Origin of the sequence: Micromonospora avicenniae, assembly GCF_900156065.1 — a bacterium.
Taxonomy (GTDB): Bacteria; Actinomycetota; Actinomycetes; order Mycobacteriales; family Micromonosporaceae; genus Micromonospora; species Micromonospora avicenniae.
In genome coordinates, this window is record NZ_FTNF01000011.1 from 115,092 (window position 1) to 136,595 (window position 21,504).

The 21,504-nt window shown below is 71.3% G+C and carries 13 protein-coding genes; 7 read left to right on the plus strand and 6 right to left on the minus strand.

Going from position 1 to position 21,504, the window contains the following annotated elements:
- The first annotated feature begins 167 nt into the window (after nt 1-167).
- Nucleotides 168-4,583: a S8 family serine peptidase gene (locus tag BXA10_RS18220; RefSeq protein WP_076471587.1), complete on the plus strand. Its 4,416-nt coding sequence runs from the start codon at nt 168-170 to the stop codon at nt 4,581-4,583.
- A 188-nt stretch (nt 4,584-4,771) separates the two neighbouring features.
- Here the strand turns inward: BXA10_RS18220 and BXA10_RS18225 are convergent, their stop codons facing one another.
- The 4 genes from BXA10_RS18225 to BXA10_RS18240 all read right to left on the minus strand — a co-directional run bounded on the left by BXA10_RS18225 (nt 4,772) and on the right by BXA10_RS18240 (nt 10,883).
- Nucleotides 4,772-5,296: a winged helix-turn-helix domain-containing protein gene (locus tag BXA10_RS18225; protein ID WP_076471588.1), complete on the minus strand. Its 525-nt coding sequence runs from the start codon at nt 5,294-5,296 to the stop codon at nt 4,772-4,774.
- A 660-nt stretch (nt 5,297-5,956) separates the two neighbouring features.
- Nucleotides 5,957-7,843, minus strand: a complete 1,887-nt coding sequence (locus BXA10_RS18230; RefSeq protein WP_084752965.1) for a serine hydrolase domain-containing protein — start codon at nt 7,841-7,843, stop codon at nt 5,957-5,959.
- An 8-nt stretch (nt 7,844-7,851) separates the two neighbouring features.
- Nucleotides 7,852-9,663, minus strand: coding sequence for a glycoside hydrolase family 3 protein (locus tag BXA10_RS18235; RefSeq protein ID WP_076471589.1), 1,812 nt, complete (start codon nt 9,661-9,663; stop codon nt 7,852-7,854).
- 68 nt (nt 9,664-9,731) lie between these two features.
- On the minus strand, nt 9,732-10,883 hold the full coding sequence (locus BXA10_RS18240; protein WP_139338037.1) for a CaiB/BaiF CoA transferase family protein: 1,152 nt from the start codon (nt 10,881-10,883) through the stop codon (nt 9,732-9,734).
- Nucleotides 10,884-11,122: 239 nt separating this feature from the next.
- Here BXA10_RS18240 and aceB point away from each other — a divergent pair, with 239 nt between their 5' ends.
- Genes aceB through BXA10_RS18260 form a run of 4 tightly spaced genes read left to right on the plus strand, consistent with a single transcriptional unit; the run spans nt 11,123 to nt 16,826 of the window.
- Nucleotides 11,123-12,706 (plus strand): malate synthase A, encoded by a 1,584-nt coding sequence (aceB, locus tag BXA10_RS18245; RefSeq protein ID WP_076471590.1) that lies wholly within the window; start codon nt 11,123-11,125, stop codon nt 12,704-12,706.
- Nucleotides 12,707-12,734: 28 nt separating this feature from the next.
- Nucleotides 12,735-14,201, plus strand: coding sequence for an FAD-linked oxidase C-terminal domain-containing protein (locus tag BXA10_RS18250; protein ID WP_076471591.1), 1,467 nt, complete (start codon nt 12,735-12,737; stop codon nt 14,199-14,201).
- Entirely contained in the window at nt 14,201-15,457 is a 1,257-nt protein-coding gene (locus tag BXA10_RS18255; RefSeq protein WP_076471592.1) for an FAD-binding oxidoreductase, read from the plus strand. Before BXA10_RS18250 ends, BXA10_RS18255 begins: the two co-directional genes overlap by 1 nt.
- A 1-nt stretch (nt 15,458) precedes the next feature.
- Nucleotides 15,459-16,826: a (Fe-S)-binding protein gene (locus BXA10_RS18260; RefSeq protein ID WP_076471593.1), complete on the plus strand. Its 1,368-nt coding sequence runs from the start codon at nt 15,459-15,461 to the stop codon at nt 16,824-16,826.
- 237 nt (nt 16,827-17,063) lie between these two features.
- Here BXA10_RS18260 and BXA10_RS18265 read toward each other — a convergent pair whose 3' ends face one another.
- Both BXA10_RS18265 and BXA10_RS18270 read right to left on the minus strand, forming a co-directional pair.
- On the minus strand, nt 17,064-18,572 hold the full coding sequence (locus BXA10_RS18265) for an Nramp family divalent metal transporter (RefSeq protein WP_076471594.1): 1,509 nt from the start codon (nt 18,570-18,572) through the stop codon (nt 17,064-17,066).
- Nucleotides 18,573-18,663: 91 nt separating this feature from the next.
- The gene (locus BXA10_RS18270) at nt 18,664-19,593 is read right to left on the minus strand and encodes a diacylglycerol/lipid kinase family protein (protein ID WP_076471595.1); all 930 of its coding nucleotides are present in this window, start codon (nt 19,591-19,593) and stop codon (nt 18,664-18,666) included.
- A gap of 138 nt (nt 19,594-19,731) precedes the next feature.
- On the opposite strand from BXA10_RS18270, the gene BXA10_RS18275 reads away from it, so the two are divergent.
- Together BXA10_RS18275 and BXA10_RS18280 are read left to right on the plus strand one after the other, a co-directional pair.
- Nucleotides 19,732-20,439, plus strand: coding sequence for an HAD family hydrolase (locus tag BXA10_RS18275; protein ID WP_076471596.1), 708 nt, complete (start codon nt 19,732-19,734; stop codon nt 20,437-20,439).
- Nucleotides 20,440-20,598: 159 nt separating this feature from the next.
- Nucleotides 20,599-21,471, plus strand: coding sequence for an NAD(P)-dependent oxidoreductase (locus BXA10_RS18280; protein WP_076471597.1), 873 nt, complete (start codon nt 20,599-20,601; stop codon nt 21,469-21,471).
- Nucleotides 21,472-21,504: the final 33 nt, after the last annotated feature.

Here is a 21,504-nt window from a genome sequence, read left to right on the forward strand (position 1 = left end):
ATTCATCTCGATCATAGTGTCCAACCGGGCAACCGGCGTGACCCGCGCGGTGCATGGGGGGGCTTGGAGGGGATCGTCCGAACCGGTATCCAGACGGGGACGATCGTCCTGCACCTTCACCATGGCCCATTCAACCCCCTGGGTCGTCCTGAAGGAGGCAACACCGAATGTTCAGACGTCCACATTGGACGCGCGTCGCCAGATCCCTGGTGAGCGCCGGCGCGGCGACGGTTCTCGTCGCCACCGCGCTCGCCGCCACGGGATCGGGCGCCCAGGCCGCATCAGGCGGCTTCGGCGCAGGCGCGCCCTCTCCGGCGGACAAGATCCGTCCGGAACTCACGAAGCAGCTCGAGGGCAAGGTCGAGAGCGACTTCTGGATCCGCTTCAAGAACCGGGCGGACCTGAGCCAGGCCAGCCAGAACAAGGACTGGAACAAGCGGGGCGCCGAAGTGGTCGCCGCCCTCAAGAAGACCGCCGAGGAGAGCCAGGCCAAGGTCAAGGCCGAACTCAACGGCACGGGCGCGAAGTACCAGTCCTTCTGGGCGACCAACGCGATCCGGGTCAGCGGCGGCTCGTTGGGGCTGGCGCAGAAGATGGCCGCGCACGCCGAGGTCGAGGCCCTCTACGCCCCGGTCGCCTACCAGATCCCCAAGACCACCAAGGGGGACGCCGAGAAGGCCGTGAACGCCCTCGAGTGGGGCATCGCCAACATCAACGCCGACGACGTCTGGTCCCAGTACGGCGTCACCGGTGAGGGCATCACGATCGCCAACATCGACACCGGCGTCCAGTTCGACCACCCGGCGCTGGTCAACTCCTACCGGGGCAACAACGGCGACGGCACGTTCGACCACAACTACAACTGGTTCAACGCCGCCGGCACCTGCGCGACCGCCCCCTGTGACGGCGACGGCCACGGCAGCCACACCATGGGCACGATGGCCGGCTCCGACGGCGGGGCGAACCAGATCGGCGTCGCCCCCGGCGTCAAGTGGATCGCGGCGAACGGCTGCTGCCCCAGCGACGCCGCGCTGATCAACTCCGGCCAGTGGATGCTCGAGCCGACCGACCTGAACGGTCAGAACGGTGACGTCACCAAGCGGCCGAACATCGTCAACAACTCGTGGGGCACCGTCCTGCCGTCGAACGACCCGTTCATGGAGGACGTGACCCTGGCCTGGACGGCGTCGGGCATCTTCGGCGTCTTCTCCAACGGCAACAGCGGCCCCGGCTGCCAGACCAGCGGCTCGCCGGGCAGCCTGGAGAGCAACTACTCGGCCGGCGCGTACGACATCAACAACAACATCGCCGGCTTCTCGTCGCGTGGTGCCGGGCAGAACGGCGGGATCAAGCCGAACATCTCGGCGCCCGGCGTGAACGTCCGGTCCAGCGTGCCCGGCAACGGGTACGCGAGCATCAGCGGCACCTCGATGGCGGCTCCGCACCTCGCGGGCGCGATCGCGCTGCTCTGGTCGGCGGCGCCCGGGATGGTCGGCGACATCGACGCGACCCGGGACCTGCTCGACAACACCGCCGTCGACACCAACGACGCGCAGTGCGGTGGCACCACCGACGACAACAACGTGTGGGGTGAGGGCCGGCTCGACGCGCTCGCGCTGCTCAACTCCGCGCCGATCGGCGACACCGGCACCGTGACCGGTACCGTCACCGACGCGGGCACCGGCACTCCGATCCCGGGTGCCTCCGTCGTCCTGACCGGTCCGGCCGACCGGCAGCTCACCACCGCCGCGGACGGAAAGTTCTCCTCCCTGCTGCCGGTCGGTGACTACCAGGCCGTCGTCTCGGCCTTCGGCTACGGGCAGAAGACGGTGACCGCGACGATCACGCCGAACGCGACCACGACGCTCAACGTCGCGCTCGACGCCATGCCGAGCGTCAACATCAGCGGTACCGTCACCGACGGCTCCGGGCACGGTTGGCCGCTCTACGCCAAGGTCACGGTCGTCGGCCCGTCGGGCCTGTCCGACTACACCGCGCCCGCCAACGGCCGCTACAGCCTGAAGGTTCCGGCCGGGGCGACCTACAGCCTGAAGGTCGAGTCGGTCTACCCGGGCTACGAGACGGTGACGAAGGAGGTCGTCGTCGCCTCGCGCAACGTCACCGCCAACGTCGCCGTGCCCGCGAAGGCGGACGCGTGCGCGACGGCGCCCGGCTACGAGTACGGCTCCGACGGTGAGTACGAGACCTTCACCGGCACGGGCACGCCGAGCGGCTGGGAGGTCGTGGACCACCTGGGCAACGGCCAGGTCTGGAAGTTCACCGACGACGGCAACCGGGGCAACCAGACCGGTGGCAACGGCGGCTTCGCCATCGTCGACAGCGACCGCTACGGCGGCAGCGGGCAGCAGGACACCTCGCTGGTCAGCCCGGTCGTCGACCTGAGTGACGTCGCGGCGCCGGTCATCCGGTTCAACCAGGACTTCAACTGGCTCGGCCCGGAGAAGGCCGACGTCGACCTCAGCCTCGACGGCGGTCAGACCTGGACGAACGTTCTCAAGCAGACGAACGAGGTCGCCGGCCCGCGGGTGACCGAGGTGGCGATCCCGCAGGCCGCGGGTCAGTCGCAGGTCCGCGTGCGGTTCCACTACTACGACGCCGCGTACGAGTGGTGGTGGCAGGTCGACAACGTGCTCATCGGCAGCGAGGTCACCTGCGAGCCGACCAACGGCGCTCTGGTCTTCGGCCACGTCCGTGACAAGAACACCGGCGGGTACGTCAACGGTGCCACGGTCACCAGCGTCGACAAGCCGGCGGAGAAGGCCACCACGATGGCGACTCCGGACGACACCGGTCTCGAGGACGGCTTCTACTGGATGTTCTCCTCGCTGACCGGCACGCACAAGTTCACCGCGAAGGCCGGCAACTACGTCAGCCAGAGCAAGAACGTCGACGTCCAGGCCGACTGGGCGACCGGCACGAACTTCCAGCTCAACGCCGGCCAGCTGTCCGTCACCCCGGGCACGCTGAGCGGCACCGCCAAGATGCCCAGCGGCAAGGTCAGCAAGACGTTCACCGTGACCAACACCGGCGGCGCGCCGGTCGACGTCGCGTTCGGTGAGCGCGACGCCGGCTTCGAGCTCCAGCGGGCCGACGGGTCCCGGGTGAGCCGGCAGCAGATCCTCGGCGCCGAGGGTGCGCCCGAGCAGCGGCTGAAGGTGGCGACCTCGTTCGCCGCCACGGCCTCCGGCAAGTCGTCGACGGCGGCCACCGCGGCCGGCCCCCAGGCCGACCCGTGGACGAACCTGCCCGCCTACCCGGGAGTCGTCATGGACAACCGGGTGGTGAACCTCGACGGCAAGGTGTACTCGATCGGTGGTGGTGACGGCTTCGCGTCCAGCACGAAGAACTTCGTGTACGACCCGATCGCCCAGACCTGGTCGCCGATCGCCGATCTTCCTGAGGCACGCAACGCCCTGACGGTGGGTGTCCTCGACGGGAAGATCATCGCGACCGGTGGCTGGGCGGCTGCCGGCCCGTCCGGTACCACCTGGGCGTACGACCCGGACGCCAACACCTGGAGCCAGCTCGCCGACAACCCGGCGCCGCGCGCGGCGGCCGGGCAGGCGATCGCCGACGGCAAGCTCTACGCCATCGGCGGCTGCACGAGCTCGGCCTGCACGCCGATGTCGAGCACGGTGGTCCGGTACGACCCGGCCGGCGACAGCTGGGAGACCCTGCCCGAGTACCCGAAGTCGGTGGCGTTCGCCTCCTGCGGCGGGATCGACGGCATGATCTACTGCACCGGCGGTAACGACGGTGGCTCCGCGCACAAGGCCAGCTACGTCTTCGACCCGGGTGCCAACGCCTGGAGCCCGATCGCCGACGCGCCGGTCGACCAGTGGGCCTCGTCGTTCGCTGTCGCCAACGGCAAGCTGCTGGTCGTCGGTGGTGTGCAGGCTGGTGCGGTCACCAACGCCGGCTTCGCCTTCGACCCGAGCACCGGGTCCTGGGAGAACCTGCCGAACGCCAACGCCCCGCGGTACCGCGGTGGTGCGGCGTGTGGCTTCTACAAGGTCGGCGGCTCCTCGGGTGGCTTCACCGCTACCCAGGAGAGCGAGGTGCTGCCCGGCTTCGAGGAGTGCGCCGTCGGCGGCGCCGACGTCAGCTGGCTGACGATCGACAAGTCCGAGGTCACGCTGGCGCCGGGTGAGGCGGTGACGGTCACCGTCGGGATGACGGCGAACGTCGACCAGCCGGGCACCTACACCGGTCAGGTCACCATCAAGGAGAACACCCCGTACACGGTGGCTCCGGTGACCGTGGCGATGACCGCGCAGGCTCCGAACACCTGGGGCAAGCTGATGGGTACGGTCACCGGGAACAGCTGCAGGGACGGTGCCGTTCCGTTGAACGGCGTGACCGTCCAGATCGACTCGTGGGCGAGCTCGCTCACCCTCGCCACCAATGCGGAGGGTAAGTACGCCTACTGGCTCGACAAGCGGAACAACCCGCTGACCATGATCGTCGCCAAGGACGGCTGGAAGCCCCAGACTCGTTCGACGAAGATCAACACCACCACGCCCACGGTGGAGGACTTCGCGTTGTCTCCCACCAAGTGCTGACGCGTCACCGCTGATGCACGACGTCCGGCCCGCCTGGTCCTCCCAGGCGGGCCGGACCCCTTTTCTGGACCCGCCGCACGGCGTGCTGTGGATCGCCCTCCGGGCGAGGGCACAACCTGCGGGATGCTGTGCCTGAGGGCTCAACGTCGGGCTGCGGTGGCTGTCCGGCGGTCGGGACGCCTGTCCGGTCAGGCGGAGGCGAGCCGGAAGCCGACTCCGCGGACGGAGTCGATGGTCGCCGAGGCGTCCAGCGTGGCGAGCTTCCGTCGTATCCGGCGCACCACCGAGTGCATGTCGGAGCCGCGCCCGAGGTGTTTGTTGCCCCAGACCTTGAGGTGCAGCCGCTCGTAGGTCCAGACCCGGCCGGGCGCGCCCATGAGACAAAGCAGAAGGTCGTGTTCCAGACGCGTCAACTCGATCTCGCGGTCCAGCCAGCGCGCCACCCGCCGGTCCGAGTCGACCGTCAGTGCCGGTGCCGGTGCCGGTGCCGCCGCGGCGGCACCGGGCGCGCCGTCGACCGGCACGGCCTCTACCGGGCGGACGTCCGCCTCGGTGGTCGGCGTCTCGGCTCCGCCGAGAAATTCCCTCGCCTGGTCGACGCTCGAGACGATCAGGAACGCCTCCGTGCCGCCGAGCAGTTGCGCGAGCTGCCGGCGCGCGGCCGGCGCGGAAGCGATACCGATGACCATGGATGCGACCGGGATCCCCCGCATTCCCCACCTCTTCCGGTTTCCCCACTGATACCGGGATGGTTTCTTGATGACGCAGATCAATCTGCGGAGTGACCCTAGCGGGGCTTTATCTCGGTTCGGTTAAGAATATTTGCACGTAGGCATTCATAAATTGAGTCCCATGGCTCGCGATCTCGGCATTGTCATGTTCATGACAAGGTGGCCGAGTTTTGACAGGAAACCTTTGTCCTTTATGGCTTGGTTGTGCCCGGTCTGGGGGCGTCGGTTACAGCTACCAGCGAGTACGTTGGTTCACTGCCGCCGCCAACCCGCCGTGCAGCGGCGAATTTCCGGGATCGGGTGCATTCAGATTCTGCCCCGGACTACTGAGCGATGAATCAGCATCTGACTCAATAATCGGTTGACGGCCGGGGCGCGTCGTGGCGCCGGTATCGTTGCTCCGTGGCCTCGTTGTATACATTTCTGTCGGCCGTGGATACGAGGGAGGATTGGCCAGGCATTGCGTTGCCGAACGGTCGTGCGGGGTGGCCGCCGGCTTGCAGCTAATTTGCCCTCGGCCCGCACACCGGCCCGCCGAGCCGGTCGCCCGACCGCCCCCGGTGGGCCGGGTGGGCGGAGATGGTGGGCGACCGGCCGGTGACGTACCGGCCACGGTGCCGTGCGGAGCACGCCAAGACGGGCTCAGCTGCGCGCCGGCGACCACCCGTCGGCGAGCAGCCGTGCCGCGTCGGTGCCCTCACCGTGGAACAGCAGCCCGTTCCCGTCCGCCGCGACGATCCGGTCGACGTAAACCCCTCGGCCCTGGCTCGAGACGTCCGTGCTGCTGCTCCACCGCAGGTGGGTGGCGTGTTCGGGTAGCTCGGCCATGACCTGCCACCACACCCGGCCACCGTAGCCGGTGACCGTGCCGTCGCTGCTCCAGCGCTGTCCGCTTCGGCTCAGCACCAGCGTCGTAGGCGCCCAGGTGACGCCGCCGTCGACCGAGGTCTCGACGCGCACGCTGTCGAACCGCGGCTCGGTGTCGTACCAGAACAGGAAGCTGGCCGTGCCGCCGTGCGCCGGCCGACGCAGCGGCGCGGTGAGCGTGACGGTCGCCGAGTCGCGCGGATCCGCCCGCCACGCCTCGCGTGAGTTGGGCCGCACCGGCATCGCCTCCGCGAGGTCGCGCGCCACGGCGCGGCGGGCCACGTTGTTGCTGCCCCAGCCTCGGTCGGGGTGTACCCGGTTGCTGAGCAGGATCACGAACGAGTGGGACAGCGGGTCCACCACCAGGGACGTGCCGGTGAAGCCGGTGTGCCCGAACGTGACGGGGGAGGACAGGCCCATCATGTACCAGTGCTTGTCGAGCTCGAAGCCGAGCCCGCGGTCGCTCTCCGGGTACGTCGTCTCGAGCGGGGCGTTGTAGTTGACCAGCATGGCGCGTACCGTCTCCGGACGCAGGATCCGCCGGTTCCGGTACTCGCCCCCGTTGAGCAGCGACTGGCACAGCACCGCCAGGTCCGCCGCGGTCGAGAAGACTCCCGCGTGACCGGCCACCCCACCGAGCGACCAGGCGTTCTCGTCGTGCACCTCACCCCAGACCATGCCTCGTCCGGCGTACGGCTGGTACTCGGTGGCGGCGATCCGGGAGCGCAGCTGCGGTGCCGGGTTGTAGCCGGTCTCGTTCATGCCCAGGGGTGCGGTGACACCGTCGCGGACCAGGTCGGCGAGGGGACGGCCGGCGACCCGTTCCACCAGCACGCCCAGCGCGATCAGCCCGAGGTCGGAGTAGACGTACCGGCTGCCGGGTGTCGCGCCGGCGTCCAGCGGTGTGGCAAGAGCCGCGGCGAGCCGTTCGGTCGGTGTCGGGTAGCTGCTCCACAGTGGTGCGAACGCGGGCAGCCCGGAGGTGTGGGTGAGGAGCATCCGGACGGTCACCTCGGCCTTGCCGCCGGCCGAGAACTCGGGGACGTAGTGGGCGACCGGTGCGTCAAGTGACACCCGCCCCCGTTCGACCTGCTGCATGACCACGATCGTGGTGAACAGCTTCGACACCGACGCCAGGTCGAAGATCGTGTCCGGGCGCATCGGGATCTGCTGGTCGGCGGGAAGCTCCACCCCGGCCAGGTCCGGCGGCGCGCCCACCGCGCTGTACCGCACCGCCGTGCCCACCGCCGTGTGCTGCACGATGACGCCGTCCTTGGCCGCCAGCGCGACGGCGCCGGCGTACGCGGGGTACCCGGGATGGTCCGGCGTCGGTTCCAGGTACGCCGCCAGGTCGGCGGGGATGCGCCCCACCGGTTCCGGCGACAGGCCGACCTCGTGCGCGGTGCCGCGTCGAAGCGTGTCGTGCCGGAACCGGACGTCGGCGGGCGTCACGGTGGGCGGTTCGGCCCCGGCCGGCGGTCGGGCGAGCGCGGAGGTGCCACCGGACCCGAGTGCGGAGGCGGACTCCGCGTGTGCCGTCCCGTCACCGGTGTCCACAGGAGCGGCGGCGGCTTGGGACGGCAGCGCGGCCGCCAGGACGGCCACCGCCAGGCCGAGGGTGACCGCCCGCCGCCGACCGGCTCCGGAGTTGCGGTGCGGCATGGCTCCTCCTACCAGGTCAGGCCGTGGCCGTACGGGTGCAGCACGGCTGACCCGTCGGGCGTCGGAATCGTCACGGGCAGCCGTCCCCGCGGGGACAGTTCGTCGTGCAGCGCACGGACCAGGGTGTCCATCGCCGCTCGGGTGTACGAGTACGTGACCAGGTAGGCGTCGACCCCCGGCAGGTACGCCACGTCGTACGGGTCGCGGACCGCCACCACGACGACCGGCTTGCCGGTGCCCAGCAGCGCGGCGACGAGTCGCTGCTGACTGGCACGCGGGTCGGTGATCGTGGTGTCCCACGCCTTGTTCACCAGCACGACGGTGAGGTCGTGGCCGGCCGCCTCGGCGGCCGTCGCGGCGATCACCGCGTCCGACGGCAAGGTGGCGGGTCGGGCGGTGGCTCGGGCCCCGCGCGCCGTGAACCCGGCGGCGACCGTCTCGATCGGGGTGAAGGCGGCGGTGTTCCACCCGGTGACCAGCACCGACCGGTCCGTCCGGGGCAGGGGCAGGAGCCCGGCGTCGTTGCGGACCGCCGTGAGGGTCGGGTCGGTGACCCGGGTGACCGCGGCGAGGTGTTCCGGCGCCCCGACGATGCGTACCGCCTTCTCCGCGTCGACCAGCGGCGAGCGGGCGAGGCCCTGCCGGTGCTTGAGGGTGAGGATGCGGCGGACCGACTCGTCGATGCGTCGTTCGGTCAGCTCGCCGCTCGACACGGCGCGCAGCACCGCGTCCCGGGCCAGCCGCAGGTCCGGCGGCATGAGCAGTTGGTCGGCGCCGGCCTTGAGCGCCAGGACCGGAACCCGCTCGTCGCCGTACCGCTGCCGTACGGCGGCCATGTTGAGCGCGTCGGTGATGATGACGCCGCGGAAGCCGAGCTCGCCCCGGAGTACGCCGTTGAGGATGCGCGGCGACAGGGTGGCCGGGTCACCGGAGGGGTCGAGTGCGGGGACCACGATGTGCGCGGTCATGATCGAGTCCACGCCCGCCCGGATCGCCTGCCGGAACGGCGGCGCGTCGATCTGGTCCCACTCCGCCCGGCTGTGGTTGATCACGGGCAGGCCGGTGTGGCTGTCGGTGGCGGTGTCGCCGTGGCCGGGGAAGTGCTTCGCCACCGAGGTCACCCCGGCGCCGGCCTGGAATCCGGTGACCTGCGCCCCGGTCAGCTCGGCCACCAGCGTGGGGTCGGCCCCGAAGGACCGGACGCCGATCACCGGGTTCGCCGGGTTGACGTTGACGTCGGCGATCGGGGCGTACGGCTGGCGGATGCCGACCGCGCGGAGTTCGCGTCCGGTGACCTCCGCCGCGATCCGTGCGGCCTGCGGCGACCGGGCCGCGCCCAGGGCCATCGAACCGGGGAACTGCGCGGCGGGTGCGGGCATCCGCAGCACCACGCCCTGTTCCTGGTCGGTGGAGATGAGCAGCGGCACCGCGCCCTTGCCGCCGTGGCCGAGCGCCGCCCGTTGCAGATCATTGGAGAGGGTGGCGATCTGACGGGGACTGTCCAGGTTGTGTGACCAGGAGAAGTAGCAGACCGCGCCGAGGGCGAACTCCTCGACCACCTCGGCCGGGGTCTCGACGCCGAACGCGGCGAGGTTGGCGGCCCGGTCGGCGGCGCTGGGCTCGGTGGCGTCAGCGCCGTAGACGTAGGTGGCGAAGAGCTGGCCGACCTTCTGCTCAAGGCTCATGTGCCGCAGCGTCGAGGTGACCCAGCCGTGCTCCCCGGATCGCTCCGGTGGGTCAGCGGCGCGGCCGGGGACCGGTGCGGCGGTGGCGCCCACGGCGGCGACCAGGACGGAAGCGATGGCGAGACGGGTCTTCATCGACGACGACCTCTCAGTCCGGATGGCCGAAACTTAGCTACACATCGATGAATCGTCAAGAAGGATTGCTACATGCCGGATGCTCGGCTCCTCAGCCATGCACGGATCTGTTCGCCGTGCTCGTCGAGCCCGGGTGGTGGCAGCTCGTACTGTGCCGGGGTCTCCGACAAGGTGATGGGGTGGCGGATGCCGGGCACGCCACCGACGGTGACCACCGGGTCGAGCCCCAGTTCCTCGGCGAGCGAAACGCCGCCGTCGACGGTGTTGATGGGTGCGCACGGCACGCCAGCGGCCAGCAGCTCCCGGAACCACTCGTTCCTCGTGCGCCGGACGAGCCGTTGGACGAGCAGCGACCGCAACTGTTCCCGGTTGGCGGTGCGGTCCTGGTTGCGCTCGAAGCGCGGGTCGTCGGGCAGGTCCGGCAGGTCGAGCACCTGGCAGAGCCGGCGGAACTGACCGTCGTTGCCGGCGATGACGACCAGCTCGCCGTCGGCGGTGGGCAGCGGCTCGTACGGGCAGAGGCTGGGGTGCGCGTTGCCCATCCGGTACGGGACGGTGCCGCCGGCGACGTAGCCGCTGGTGTAGTTGACCAGCCCGGACAGCGCGGAGCTGAGGAGGTTCACCTCGACGTGCTGGCCGCGGCCGGACTGCCGGCGGTGGTGCAGGGCGGCGAGGATGCCGACGCTCGCGTGCAACCCGGCCATCACGTCGAAGACGGCGACGCCGGCGCGGTAGGGCGGGCCGTCCGGTTCGCCGGTCAGGCTCATGAGACCGGAGATCGCCTGGACCATCAGGTCGTAGCCGGGGTGGTTCGCGCCGGCGCCGGTGCCGAATCCGGTGATGCTCGCGTAGACGACCCTCTCGTTGGTGGCGGCGACGGTGTCGTAGTCCAGGCGGAACCGGGCGAGGCCCCCGGGGCGGAAGTTCTCGATCACCACGTCGGCGCGGCGGACCAGTTCCTGGGCGGCCGCGAGGTCGTCCGGGTCCTTCAGGTCGAGCACGACGGAGCGCTTGTTGCGGTTGACACCGAGGTAGTACGTCGAGACGTCGTCGCGGGTCGGGGGCATCCAGGTACGCGTGTCGTCACCGTCCGGGCCCTCCACCTTGACGACCTGCGCACCGAGATCGGCCAGGAGCATCGTCGCGTACGGGCCGGCGAGGATCCGGGAGAAGTCCGCGACGAGAAGGCCGGCCAGCGGGCCCGAGGATTGCTGCACCATGTCTCCGCCCGTTCTGCGGACCGGTGTCCGCGAAATCAGCTTGCTCCACCCGGGGCCGCTCCGGTGTCACCTGGAACGCGGACGGCGGCCGCCAGCCCGAAATCGCCCCGGCAATGATCGATGACGATGGCATCCCTCCGGCGCCGGCCCCTCGCGGTTCGTCCCCGGTGCAACTAGAGTCGACCGCAGCAATTCCCGTGGATCGATCCCCGGCCACCCGCCACGGCGAGGAGCGTGTCATGCAGCTGACCGAAGGCGTCGAGGTCGTCGGCCCCCGGCACGACCGCCACGACGAGATCCTCACTCCACCGGCGCTCGCCTTCCTGGCCGAGTTGCACCGCGCCTTCGACACCCGCCGCCGCGAGCTGCTCGCCGCGCGTGCCGATCGTGTCGCCGCGCTCGCCGCCGGCGCAATGCTGGACTTCCTGCCCGAGACGAAGCACGTCCGCGAGGGCGACTGGCAGGTCGCCCCGCCCGCGCCCGGCCTCGTCGACCGGCGGGTGGAGATCACCGGACCGACCGACGCGAAGATGACCATCAACGCCCTGAACTCCGGGGCGCGGGTGTGGCTCGCCGACCTGGAGGACGCGAACACACCGATGTGGGAGAACGTGATCGGCGGCCAGCTCAACCTGCGCGACGCGATCGGGAACACACTCACCCACACCGCCGCGGACGGCCGGCGCTACACCCTGCGCGACGGCGAGCTGGCCACCATCGTGGTCCGGCCGCGCGGCTGGCACCTCACCGAGAAGCACATCCTGGTCGACGGCGAACGCACCTCGGCCAGCCTCGTCGACTTCGGCCTCTACTTCTTCCACTGCGCGAGGCGTCAACTCGACAGTGGTAGCGGGCCCTACTTCTACCTGCCCAAGATGGAGAGCCACCTGGAAGCGCGGCTCTGGAACGACGTGTTCCTGCTGGCTCAGGAACGGCTCGGCATCCCACGCGGCACCATCCGCGCCACCGTGCTCATCGAGACCTACCCGGCGGCGTTCGAGATGGACGAGATCCTCTACGAGCTGCGCGAGCACTCCGCCGGGCTCAACGCCGGCCGCTGGGACTTCATGTTCAGCGTCATCAAGACGTTCCGCACCCGGGGCCGGGACTTCCTGCTGCCCGACCGCAACGCGGTGACCATGACTGCGCCGTTCATGCGCGCGTACACCGAACTGCTGGTGCGGACCTGCCACCGGCGCGGCGCGCACGCCATCGGCGGGATGGCCGCGTTCATCCCGAGCCGCCGCGACCCGCAGGTCAACGAGACGGCACTGGCGAAGGTGCGCGATGACAAGACCCGCGAGGCGGGCGACGGGTTCGACGGCTCCTGGGTGGCCCACCCCGACCTCGTGCCGATCTGCCGGGAGGTCTTCGACGGCGTCCTCGGCGACCGGCCGCACCAGCTCGACCGCACCCGCGAGGACGTCCGGGTCACCGCCGATCAGCTCCTCGACGTCGCCGCCACGCCCGGACGGCAGACCGAGGCGGGGCTGCGCAACGCGATAAGCGTCGGCGTCCAGTACCTCGCGAGCTGGCTGCGCGGCACCGGCGCGGTGGCCATCTTCAACCTCATGGAGGACGCGGCCACCGCCGAGATCTCCCGTTCCCAGGTCTGGCAGTGGCTGCACAACGGCGTCACCCTCGACGACACCGGCGAGAAGGTCGACCGGGAGCTGATCGAACGACTGGCCGACGAGGAACTGGCGAGACTGCCCGGTGCCCAGGCCGACTGGACGGCGGCCCGGGAGCTGTTCATGGAGGTCGCCGTGGCCGACGACTTCGTGGACTTCCTCACCCTGCCCGCGTACGAACGGATGCCCTGACACCTGCGGCCGCGACGGAAGGTCGGCGATGACCACGACGGACATCAGCACCCTCGGCGCGGCACTGCGAGCCGTGCTCGGCGACGCCCAGGTGATCAGCGACCGGCAGGAGCTGCGCACCTACGAGTGCGACGGGCTCGCCCAGTACCGGGTGATCCCCGCCCTCGTGGCGCTGCCCCGCACCGCGGCCGAGTGCGCGGCGACGGTCCGCGCCTGCGTCGACGCCGGCGTGCCGTTCGTGGCCCGCGGCTCGGGCACCGGCCTGTCCGGCGGGGCGCTGCCGCACGCCGAGGGAGTGCTCGTCGTCACCTCCCAGATGCGCGCGATCCGGGCGGTCCTGCCGCAGGACGAGCGGGCCGTCGTCGAGCCCGGCGTCATCAACCTCCACGTCAGCCGGGCCGCCGCGCCGTACGGCTACCACTACGCACCCGACCCGTCGAGCCAGCAGGTCTGCTCTATCGGTGGCAACGTGGCGGAGAACTCCGGCGGCGCGCACTGCCTGAAGTACGGGTTCACCACCAACCACGTCACCGGCCTGGAGGTGGTCACCCCCGACGGCGACCTGGTCCGGCTCGGCGGCGCCGCCCCCGACGCGCCCGGGTACGACCTGCTGGGCGCCTTCGTCGGCTCGGAGGGGACGCTGGGCATCACCACCGAGGTCACCGTGCGGCTCACCCGCTCGCCGGAGTCGGTGCGTACGTTGCTGGCCGGCTTCGCCGGCACCGACCAGGCCGGCGCGGCGACCTCCGCGATCATCGCGGCCGGCGTGGTGCCGGCGGCCATCGAGATGATGGACGCGCTCGCCGTCGAGGCCGCCGAGGCGGCGGTGCGGTGCGGCTACCCGGCCGGCGCGGGCGCCGTGCTGATCGTCGAGCTCGACGGCCCGGCCGCCGAGGTCGACGCGCAGTTCACCGACGTGGAGCGGCTCTGTCGCGAGCACGGTGCCGGTGAGATCCGGGTCGCCGCCGACGACGCCGAGCGGGCGCTGATCTGGAAGGGACGCAAGTCCGCCTTCGCGGCGGTCGGCCGGATCAGCCCGGACTACATCGTCCAGGACGGGGTCATCCCGCGTACGGCGCTGCCCGAGGTGCTGCGCCGCATCGCGGAGATCTCCGCGCAGCGCCGCGTCCGGGTCGCGAACGTCTTCCACGCCGGCGACGGCAACCTGCACCCGCTGGTCCTCTTCGACGACGCCGTGCCGGGCCAGGCCGAGCAGGCCGAGGAGGTCTCCGGCGCGATCCTCGACATCTGCATCGCGCACGGCGGCTCCATCACCGGCGAGCACGGCGTCGGCATGGACAAGGTCGGCCACATGCCGCGTATGTACAGCGACGACGACCTCGACACGATGCAACTGCTCCGGTGCGCCTTCGACCCGCGCGGCCTCGCCAACCCGGGCAAGGTCTTTCCGACCCCTCGGCTCTGCGGCGAGGTGCCCGGCCGGCGCAGAGGTGTCCACCCGCTGCAGGAAGCCGGTCTCGCGGAGGTGTTCTGATGCCCGACGACGTCCTCGCCGACCTCCGAGCGGCGGCCGGCGGTGACCGGGCGCGCCCCGGCGGGGCCGGTGACGCGGTGGCCGGCGTCCAGCCCCGGTACGTCGCGGCCCCCGGCTCCACCGAGGAGGCCACCGCGCTGCTGCGCGTGGCCGCCGCCCGGCACCTGGCCGTGGTCGTCACCGGCGCCGGGACCAGGCAGGACTGGGCCGGCCCGCCGCAGCGCCTGGACCTGCTGCTGCACACCGGCCGGCTCACCGGCGTCGTGGAGCACGCCGCCGGTGACCTGATCGTCGTGGTCCGGGCCGGCACGGCGATGGTGGATCTCCAGGCGAAGCTGGCCCCCGCCGGTCAGCAACTCGCGCTCGACACGCCGCTGCCGCCCGGGGCGGCGGCCACCATCGGCGGTGTGGTGGCCACGAACGCCAGCGGACCCCGCCGGATGCGGTACGGCACGGTCCGCGACCTGCTGATCGGGATCACCGTGGTACGGCCGGACGGGGTGGTGGCCCGCGCCGGTGGCAAGGTGGTGAAGAACGTCGCGGGCTACGACCTCGGCAAGCTATTCACCGGCGCGTACGGCACGCTCGGCCTGGTCACCGAGTGCGCGTTCCGGCTGCACCCGCTCCCGGCCGCGCGGACCTTCCTGACCCGCCGGACCGCCGATGCCGCCGGGACCGGCCGCCTCGCCGCCGCCGTCCTCGCGTCGCAGCTGGTCCCGAGCGCCCTGGAGGTCGACGCGGCACCCGACGGCGGTACGGAGATCGCCGTGCTGCTGGAGGGCACCGCCCGGGGGGTCCGGGAACGCGCCGCCGCCGGTGTGGCGCTGCTCGGCGGGGCCACCGCCGCCGACGAACCGCCCCACTGGTGGTCGTCCTACCCGTGGCGGCCCGGAGACGTCGGGCTCAAGCTCACCACTGTCCTCTCCGGCGTCCCACGACTGCTCGCTGCCGTCGGCAAGGCGGCACGCCGGCACCGGGTGCCGCTGGCCGTCCGGGGTTCGGCCGGCACCGGCGTGCTCTACGGCGGCCTGCCGGCCGCCACGGCACCCGAGCTGGCGGCGAGGATCGTCACGGAGTTGCGCGCCGAGGCGGGGACGGCCGGCGGGCACCTCGTGGTGCTGACCGCGCCCCCTGCCGTCCGGGAGCGCATCGACCTGTGGGGGCCGGTCGAAGGGCTCGACCTGATGCGCCGGGTCAAGGCGCAGTTCGATCCGGAAGCTCGCTTCGCGCCCGGCCGGTTCGTGGGAGGGATCTGAGATGAGCGACGTTCCCGCCCAGCGTGGACGACCGCACGACGTGTTGGGGCCGGTCGCCCCCGCGCCGGGCGAGCCGGCCTTCGACGACGACCATCCACCCCGGCGGGACCTGGTCGAGGACTGCGTGCACTGCGGCTTCTGCCTGCCCAGCTGTCCCACCTACGTGCTGTGGGGCGAGGAGATGGACTCGCCGCGCGGACGGATCCACCTGATGAAGCAGGGACTCGACGGCGAGCCGCTCACCCCGTCGATGGTCGCCCACGTCGACCGCTGCCTGGGCTGCATGGCCTGCGTCACCGCCTGCCCGTCCGGAGTGCGGTACGACCGGCTCATCGAGGACACCCGCCAGCAGGTGGAGCGGCGGCATCGCCGGCCCCGCCGGGAGCGGGCGCTGCGCGCCGCCGTCTTCGCGCTCTTCCCGTACCCGCGCCGGCTGCGCCTGCTGCGCGGCCCGCTGCGGGCGTACCAGGCCAGCGGCCTGCGGCGGCTCGTCCGCCGCAGTAGGCTGCTGCCGCGGCTGGCTCCGCCGCTCGCCGCCCTGGACTCGCTGGCGCCCCGGATCGGGCCGGCCGGCGAGGTCCCGTCGCGGGTGCCCGCGCAGGGGCGGCGGCGGGCGACGGTCGGCATGTTGACCGGTTGCGTGCAGCAATCCTTCTTCCCGGAGGTGAACGCGGCCACCGCCCGGGTCCTCGCCGCCGAGGGGTGCGACGTGCTGATCCTCCCCGAACGCCAGGGATGCTGCGGTGCGCTCAGCGTCCACAACGGCCGGCGGGCCGAGGCGCAGCGTTTCGCCCGTGCGCTGGTCGACGCCTTCGACTCCGCCGGAATCGACTACTTCGTGGTCAACGCGGCCGGCTGCGGTTCCGCCCTCAAGGAGTACGGCGAGCTGTTGGCCGACGACCCGGCGTACGCGAAGCGGGCCGCGGCGTTCGCCGGCACGGTGCGTGACCTGTCGGAGCTGCTCGCGGAGCTGGGACCGGTGGCGCCGCGCCACCCGCTGCCGTTGACGGTCGCCTACCACGACGCCTGCCACCTGGCACACGCTCAGGGTGTGCGGACCCAGCCGCGCGAGCTGCTGCGCGCCGTGCCGGGTCTCGAGCTGCGCGAGATCGCCGACCCCGAGATCTGCTGCGGATCGGCCGGGGTGTGGAACGTGCTCAACCCGGAGCCCGCCGAGCGGCTGGGCGATCGCAAGGCCCGCGACGTGCTCGCCACCGGCGCAGACCTGCTCGTCACCGCGAACCCCGGCTGTCTCATGCAGATCGCCGCCGGCGTGCGGCGCCTCGGCGGTAGCCTCGCCGTCGCCCACACCGTCCAGATCCTCGACGCCTCCATCCGTGCCCGACCTGTCGGCGACCTGTTGCGCTGAACCAGCCCCGTCAACCTGGACCCGGGCGGCGCGCGCGGACGCGTCGCCGGCGGTCTACGCGGCGCGCCCGGCCGCGTCCCGGCGGTCTACGCGGCGCGCCCGGCCGCGTCCCGGCGGTCTATGCGGCGCGCCCGGCCGCGCCGCCCGAGGTTTTGGAAAGGGTCTGCCGGGAGGGGCCCCGTGCCATCGCTTCCACCGATCGGCAAGGGGCCCCTGTCGACACTGGGACCGCGTGGTTCAGAACGTGACAAGCGGATCGCCCAGGAAATCGGCGATGAAGTTGATGAAGAAGAACCCGAAGAAGATCACATTAATGAGCAGCAATACGTAATGCCAGATGCGGGGACGCGCGGCGCGCGGCAGCCGGCGGTTCAGATAGATCAGCATGAACGGGAAGATCAGGGCCCCGAGATTGGACATGTTCGCCGACCACTGCACCAGGCTGACCGGCAGTGCCAGGTGCAGGACGACCGCGATGATCGCCAGTAGCAGGAGCATGAACGGGTAGTAGAACCGGCGCGGATCTCCCTCGATCAGGCGCCGCAACCGAGGGCTGGTGGCGTGCGCGGCGTCCGTGGTCACCCGCACCATGCCCTCGAAGATGCCGAGCTGCGTGCTGAACAGGATCAGTACGCCGATCACCAGCATGAAGTAGAACATCCCGCGGCCGTACTCCGGTTCGAGCGCGCTGGCGACGAACGTGGGCACGGTCGCCGTGGTGGGCGCCTCGCCGGAGAGTTGCACCGCCTGGGCCATCAGGATGGTGGGCAGCAGCATGCCCAGCATGGCGCCGACGAAGAAGATGCCCCACATGTCGGTGAGCAGCAGCCGGTACCACCGCTTCCAGCGGGCCGCGTTGGCCGGGTCGTCCGGGAAGGTGACCCCGCTGGCGAGCAGTTCGCGCCGGTCGCCCCGCAACCCGGAGATGTAGCCGGTGCGGTAGCCCATGCCGTAGCCCTTGTCGCGGTAGTGACCCATGACGTACCAGTTCAGACCTGAGGCCAGGGCGGTGAAACCGGCGAGCCCGCCGAGCTGCGTGGCGGTGATGCCGGCCGGCGGCGCCGCGGGGGTGACGAACCCGCGGATGCCCTCCCACCACAGGCTGCCGGGCACGACGAGCAGCGCGATGAAGAGCAGCGCCACCAGGATGGTCCCCACCATCACCCAGTTGGCCAGCTCCAGCGTCCGGCTGATGCGCCGGGCCGCCGCGGTCATCAGGAACACCAGCACGAGGAGGGCGATCGCCCACAGTCGAGGCTCCTCGGCCCCGGTCGGCGGCACCTCGCCGTGCACCAGCGCGTACAGCCCCTGGCCGGCGGACGCGGCCCAACCGCCGGCGATGAACGCGAAGATGACCAGGAACACCCCCACGGGCACCCAGAGCAGGTAGCCGGGTGGCACCCGGCCCCAGCCGACGACCGGCGCCTCGCCCGTGGCCATCACGTACCGCGACGACTCGATGTTGTAGAACGTCTGGAGTACGGCCGAGATGAGGATCACCCATCCCACCCCGACGAAACCGAACTGCCCTACCGCTTGCGGGCCGAGCAGCCATTCGCCGCTGCCGATCGAGATGCCGAGCGCGATCAAGCTCGGGCCCAGTGCGTACTTGAACAACTGGGGAAGGCCGAGCTTGCGTACGCCGAACACTTCCTCGGGTTCGGGTAGGTCGGCGACGGCGAGCGGAGGACGGCTCTTTCCCAGCGGATAGGAGCGGACGTCCGGGGCCTCAGTCACTTCGGTCATGAAGAACCTCCTTATGGAAGGGCCCCCCTGACCATCAATCGTCATGCCTGGTTAATGCATTGGCAATAACCACTCGACGAAGCGATGTGGATTAGCGGTCGACCGTCCCGGCCGGAGCCATCACCCGTAGCGCGTTCGCGGCCAGCCCGATCCGGATCGGTGTACGACCGTGCAACTCACCGTCGACCTCCACCACCGCGGGCCGGTCGGTGTCCACCCACAGCTCCCCGACGGCGAGGAACGGCTCCTCGTGCAAGGTGCGCCGGTGGCCGGTCGTGGCATTGCGGACGGCGTCCCGCAGCAGCCCGCGGCGGCTCGGTCCACCGACCGGGTACGCGACCAGCAGCCGGTCGTCCGCGTCGGCGTCCGCGGTGATCGGCCGTCCGGCGTGGAATCCGCCGTTGGCCACGTACAACTGGCGGGTGACGTACGTGCGCTCGCCGCCACCGGCCCGGACGGTGGCCCGCAGCGGCCGGTGCCGGGTGAGCAGAGCCAGCGCCGTCAGCGGATACGCCACCCGTCCGGTGAGGCGCTTCAGGCGCGGCGGAGTGGTGAGCATGATGTCGGCGGAGAGCCCGATGCCGACGTGGTTGGTGAACGGGGTGCCACCGGCGAGACCGAGGTCGACGTCGACCACCGTCCCGTCGACGAGCACGTCGACGGCCTGGTCGAGACGGAGCGGGATGCCGACCGTGCGGGCGAAGTTGTTGGTGGTGCCCATCGGCAGCATCCCGAGGGCGATGTCGCGGTGGGCGAGCAGACGCGCGGCCGCGCTGAGAGTGCCGTCGCCGCCGCCGGCGATGAGCAGGTCCGGCCGAAGGTCAGCGGCCTCGGCGAGGGTGGACTCGAGTCGGTCGACCTGTTCCACCGGGTGCTTCGCGACCAGGTCGAAGCCGGCCGCTGTGAGCAGGCCGCAGGCCCGTTCGTACTGGTGGCGACCTCGGCGGGAGTGGGCGTTGACGACCATCGCCGCCCGACGGTCGCGCCGGATGGCCTCGCCCAGCTCCTGTTTCGTCCGCATCAGGCCCCGACCTTATCCGCAGTGGACCGTCGCCGCCCTGCAATGCGCCCGCATCGGCGGTTGAGCACGGCTGTGGCCCGTCACTCGTGCCCGCGCCGGCCCGTCGAGCGCGCTGCCGAGCGCCCGTACCATTGCCGGGTGCAGCGTCCGGTGATCTTCGACCTCTTCCACACCCTGCTCGACGGCGCCGACGGCGAGCGTGACCGGGTGATCGGCGAGATGGCCGTCGAGCTCGGGATACCACAGCAGGATCTGGTGGCGGCCTACCACAGCAGTTGGCGGGAGCGGCTGATCGGCTGGGACGTCGAGCAGACGATCGAGACCCTCGCCGGGCGCCTCGGCCACCGTCCGACCGACGCGCAGGTGACGCGAGCGGCGGCGCTGCGTCGAGCGTTCGCGATCCGGTCGCTGGGCCGGGCCTCGATGGCCACCCTCACCGTGCTCGACAAGCTACGCGCCGACGGACACCCGCTGGCGCTGCTCAGCAACGCCGCCGCCGAGACCGCGGCGGCCTGGGTGGAGAGCAGGTTGGCTCCGCGCTTCGACGTCACGGTCTTCTCCTGCGCCGTCGGGTTCGCCAAACCTGATCCCGAGAGCTACCACGCCGCGGCCGCCCGGTTGGGTGTACCGCCCGAGACGTGCGTCTTCGTCGGTGACGGCGCGGACGGCGAGTTGGCCGGCGCGGCCGCGGTGGGCATGTGGGTGCTGCGGACCGTCGAGCACCGGGACACCGATCCGAGCTGGGACGGCCCGGTCCTCAGCGACCTCGGCGAGCTGCCCGCGCTGTTGAGCGGGGCCGGGGTCGCCGAAGGCCCGGCGAGCGGCGGGGGGCGCTCACCACGGTGACGGTCGACGCCGATCAGGTCGGCGAAATCCCGGCCGCCGGGCACTCGACGGGTCGCCGATCCGGGGTCCGCAGGTCTGCTCGACGAGGAGGACGTACCCTGCTCATTCCCGCCATCACCGCAGGCCGGTGACCGTACGCTGCCGGGGGAGGGGTGCGGTATGGCACAGGCGCAGCGAGTGGCGGTAGTCGGGCTGGGCGGCATGGGTCGGCGGATGGCCGCCAGGATTCTCCAGGCCGGCCTGCCCACCATGGTCTGGAACCGTAGTCCCGAGCCGGCCCGCCGACTCGGTGAGCAGGGCGCCCAGGTCGCCGATGCTGTGCCCGACGCGGTGCGTGCGGCGGACGTCGTGATCACCATGGTCACGGACGCGGACGCCGTGTACTCCATCGCCACCGACCAGGGCATGCTCGCGGCGATGCCGGACGGCGCGATCTGGGCGCAGATGAGCACCATCGGAGTCGCGGGCACCGAACGGATCGCCAGACTGGTGTCGGAGCAACGTCCCGGGGTGGTCCTGCTGGACGCGCCGGTGGCGGGCAGCCTGGGCCCGGCCGAGCAGGGGAAGCTGGCCGTGCTCGCCTCCGGCCCCGAGGAGGCGCGGGAACGGATCGCCCCGGTCTTCGAGGCGGTGGGGCAGCGTACCGTCTGGGCCGGCCCGGTCGGCGCCGGTTCGCGGATGAAGCTGGTCAACAACCTGCTGCTCGCGTTCCTCAACGAGGGCATCGCCGAGTCGCTCGCCCTCGGCCGGGCGCTCGGGCTGGACCGGTCCGCGGTGCTCGACGCGTTTCGCGGCAGCCCCATCGTCGCCCCGTGGGCCGCCGAGAAGCTGGAGCGGATCGGCCGGGACGACTACTCGCCGCAGTACCCGCTCCGGCTCGCGCTCAAGGATGTACGGCTCGCGCTGGACGGCGTGCCCGACGCGAGCCGGTTCACCGTGGCCGAGCGCCTCGGTGTCGAGTGGCAACAGTTGGTGGACCGGGGTCTCGGCGACGAGGACCTCACGGTGGTCACGCGCGCCCTCGAAGGCTGAGCCGGCCGCCCCAACCCCCCTGCGTCGCCCCGC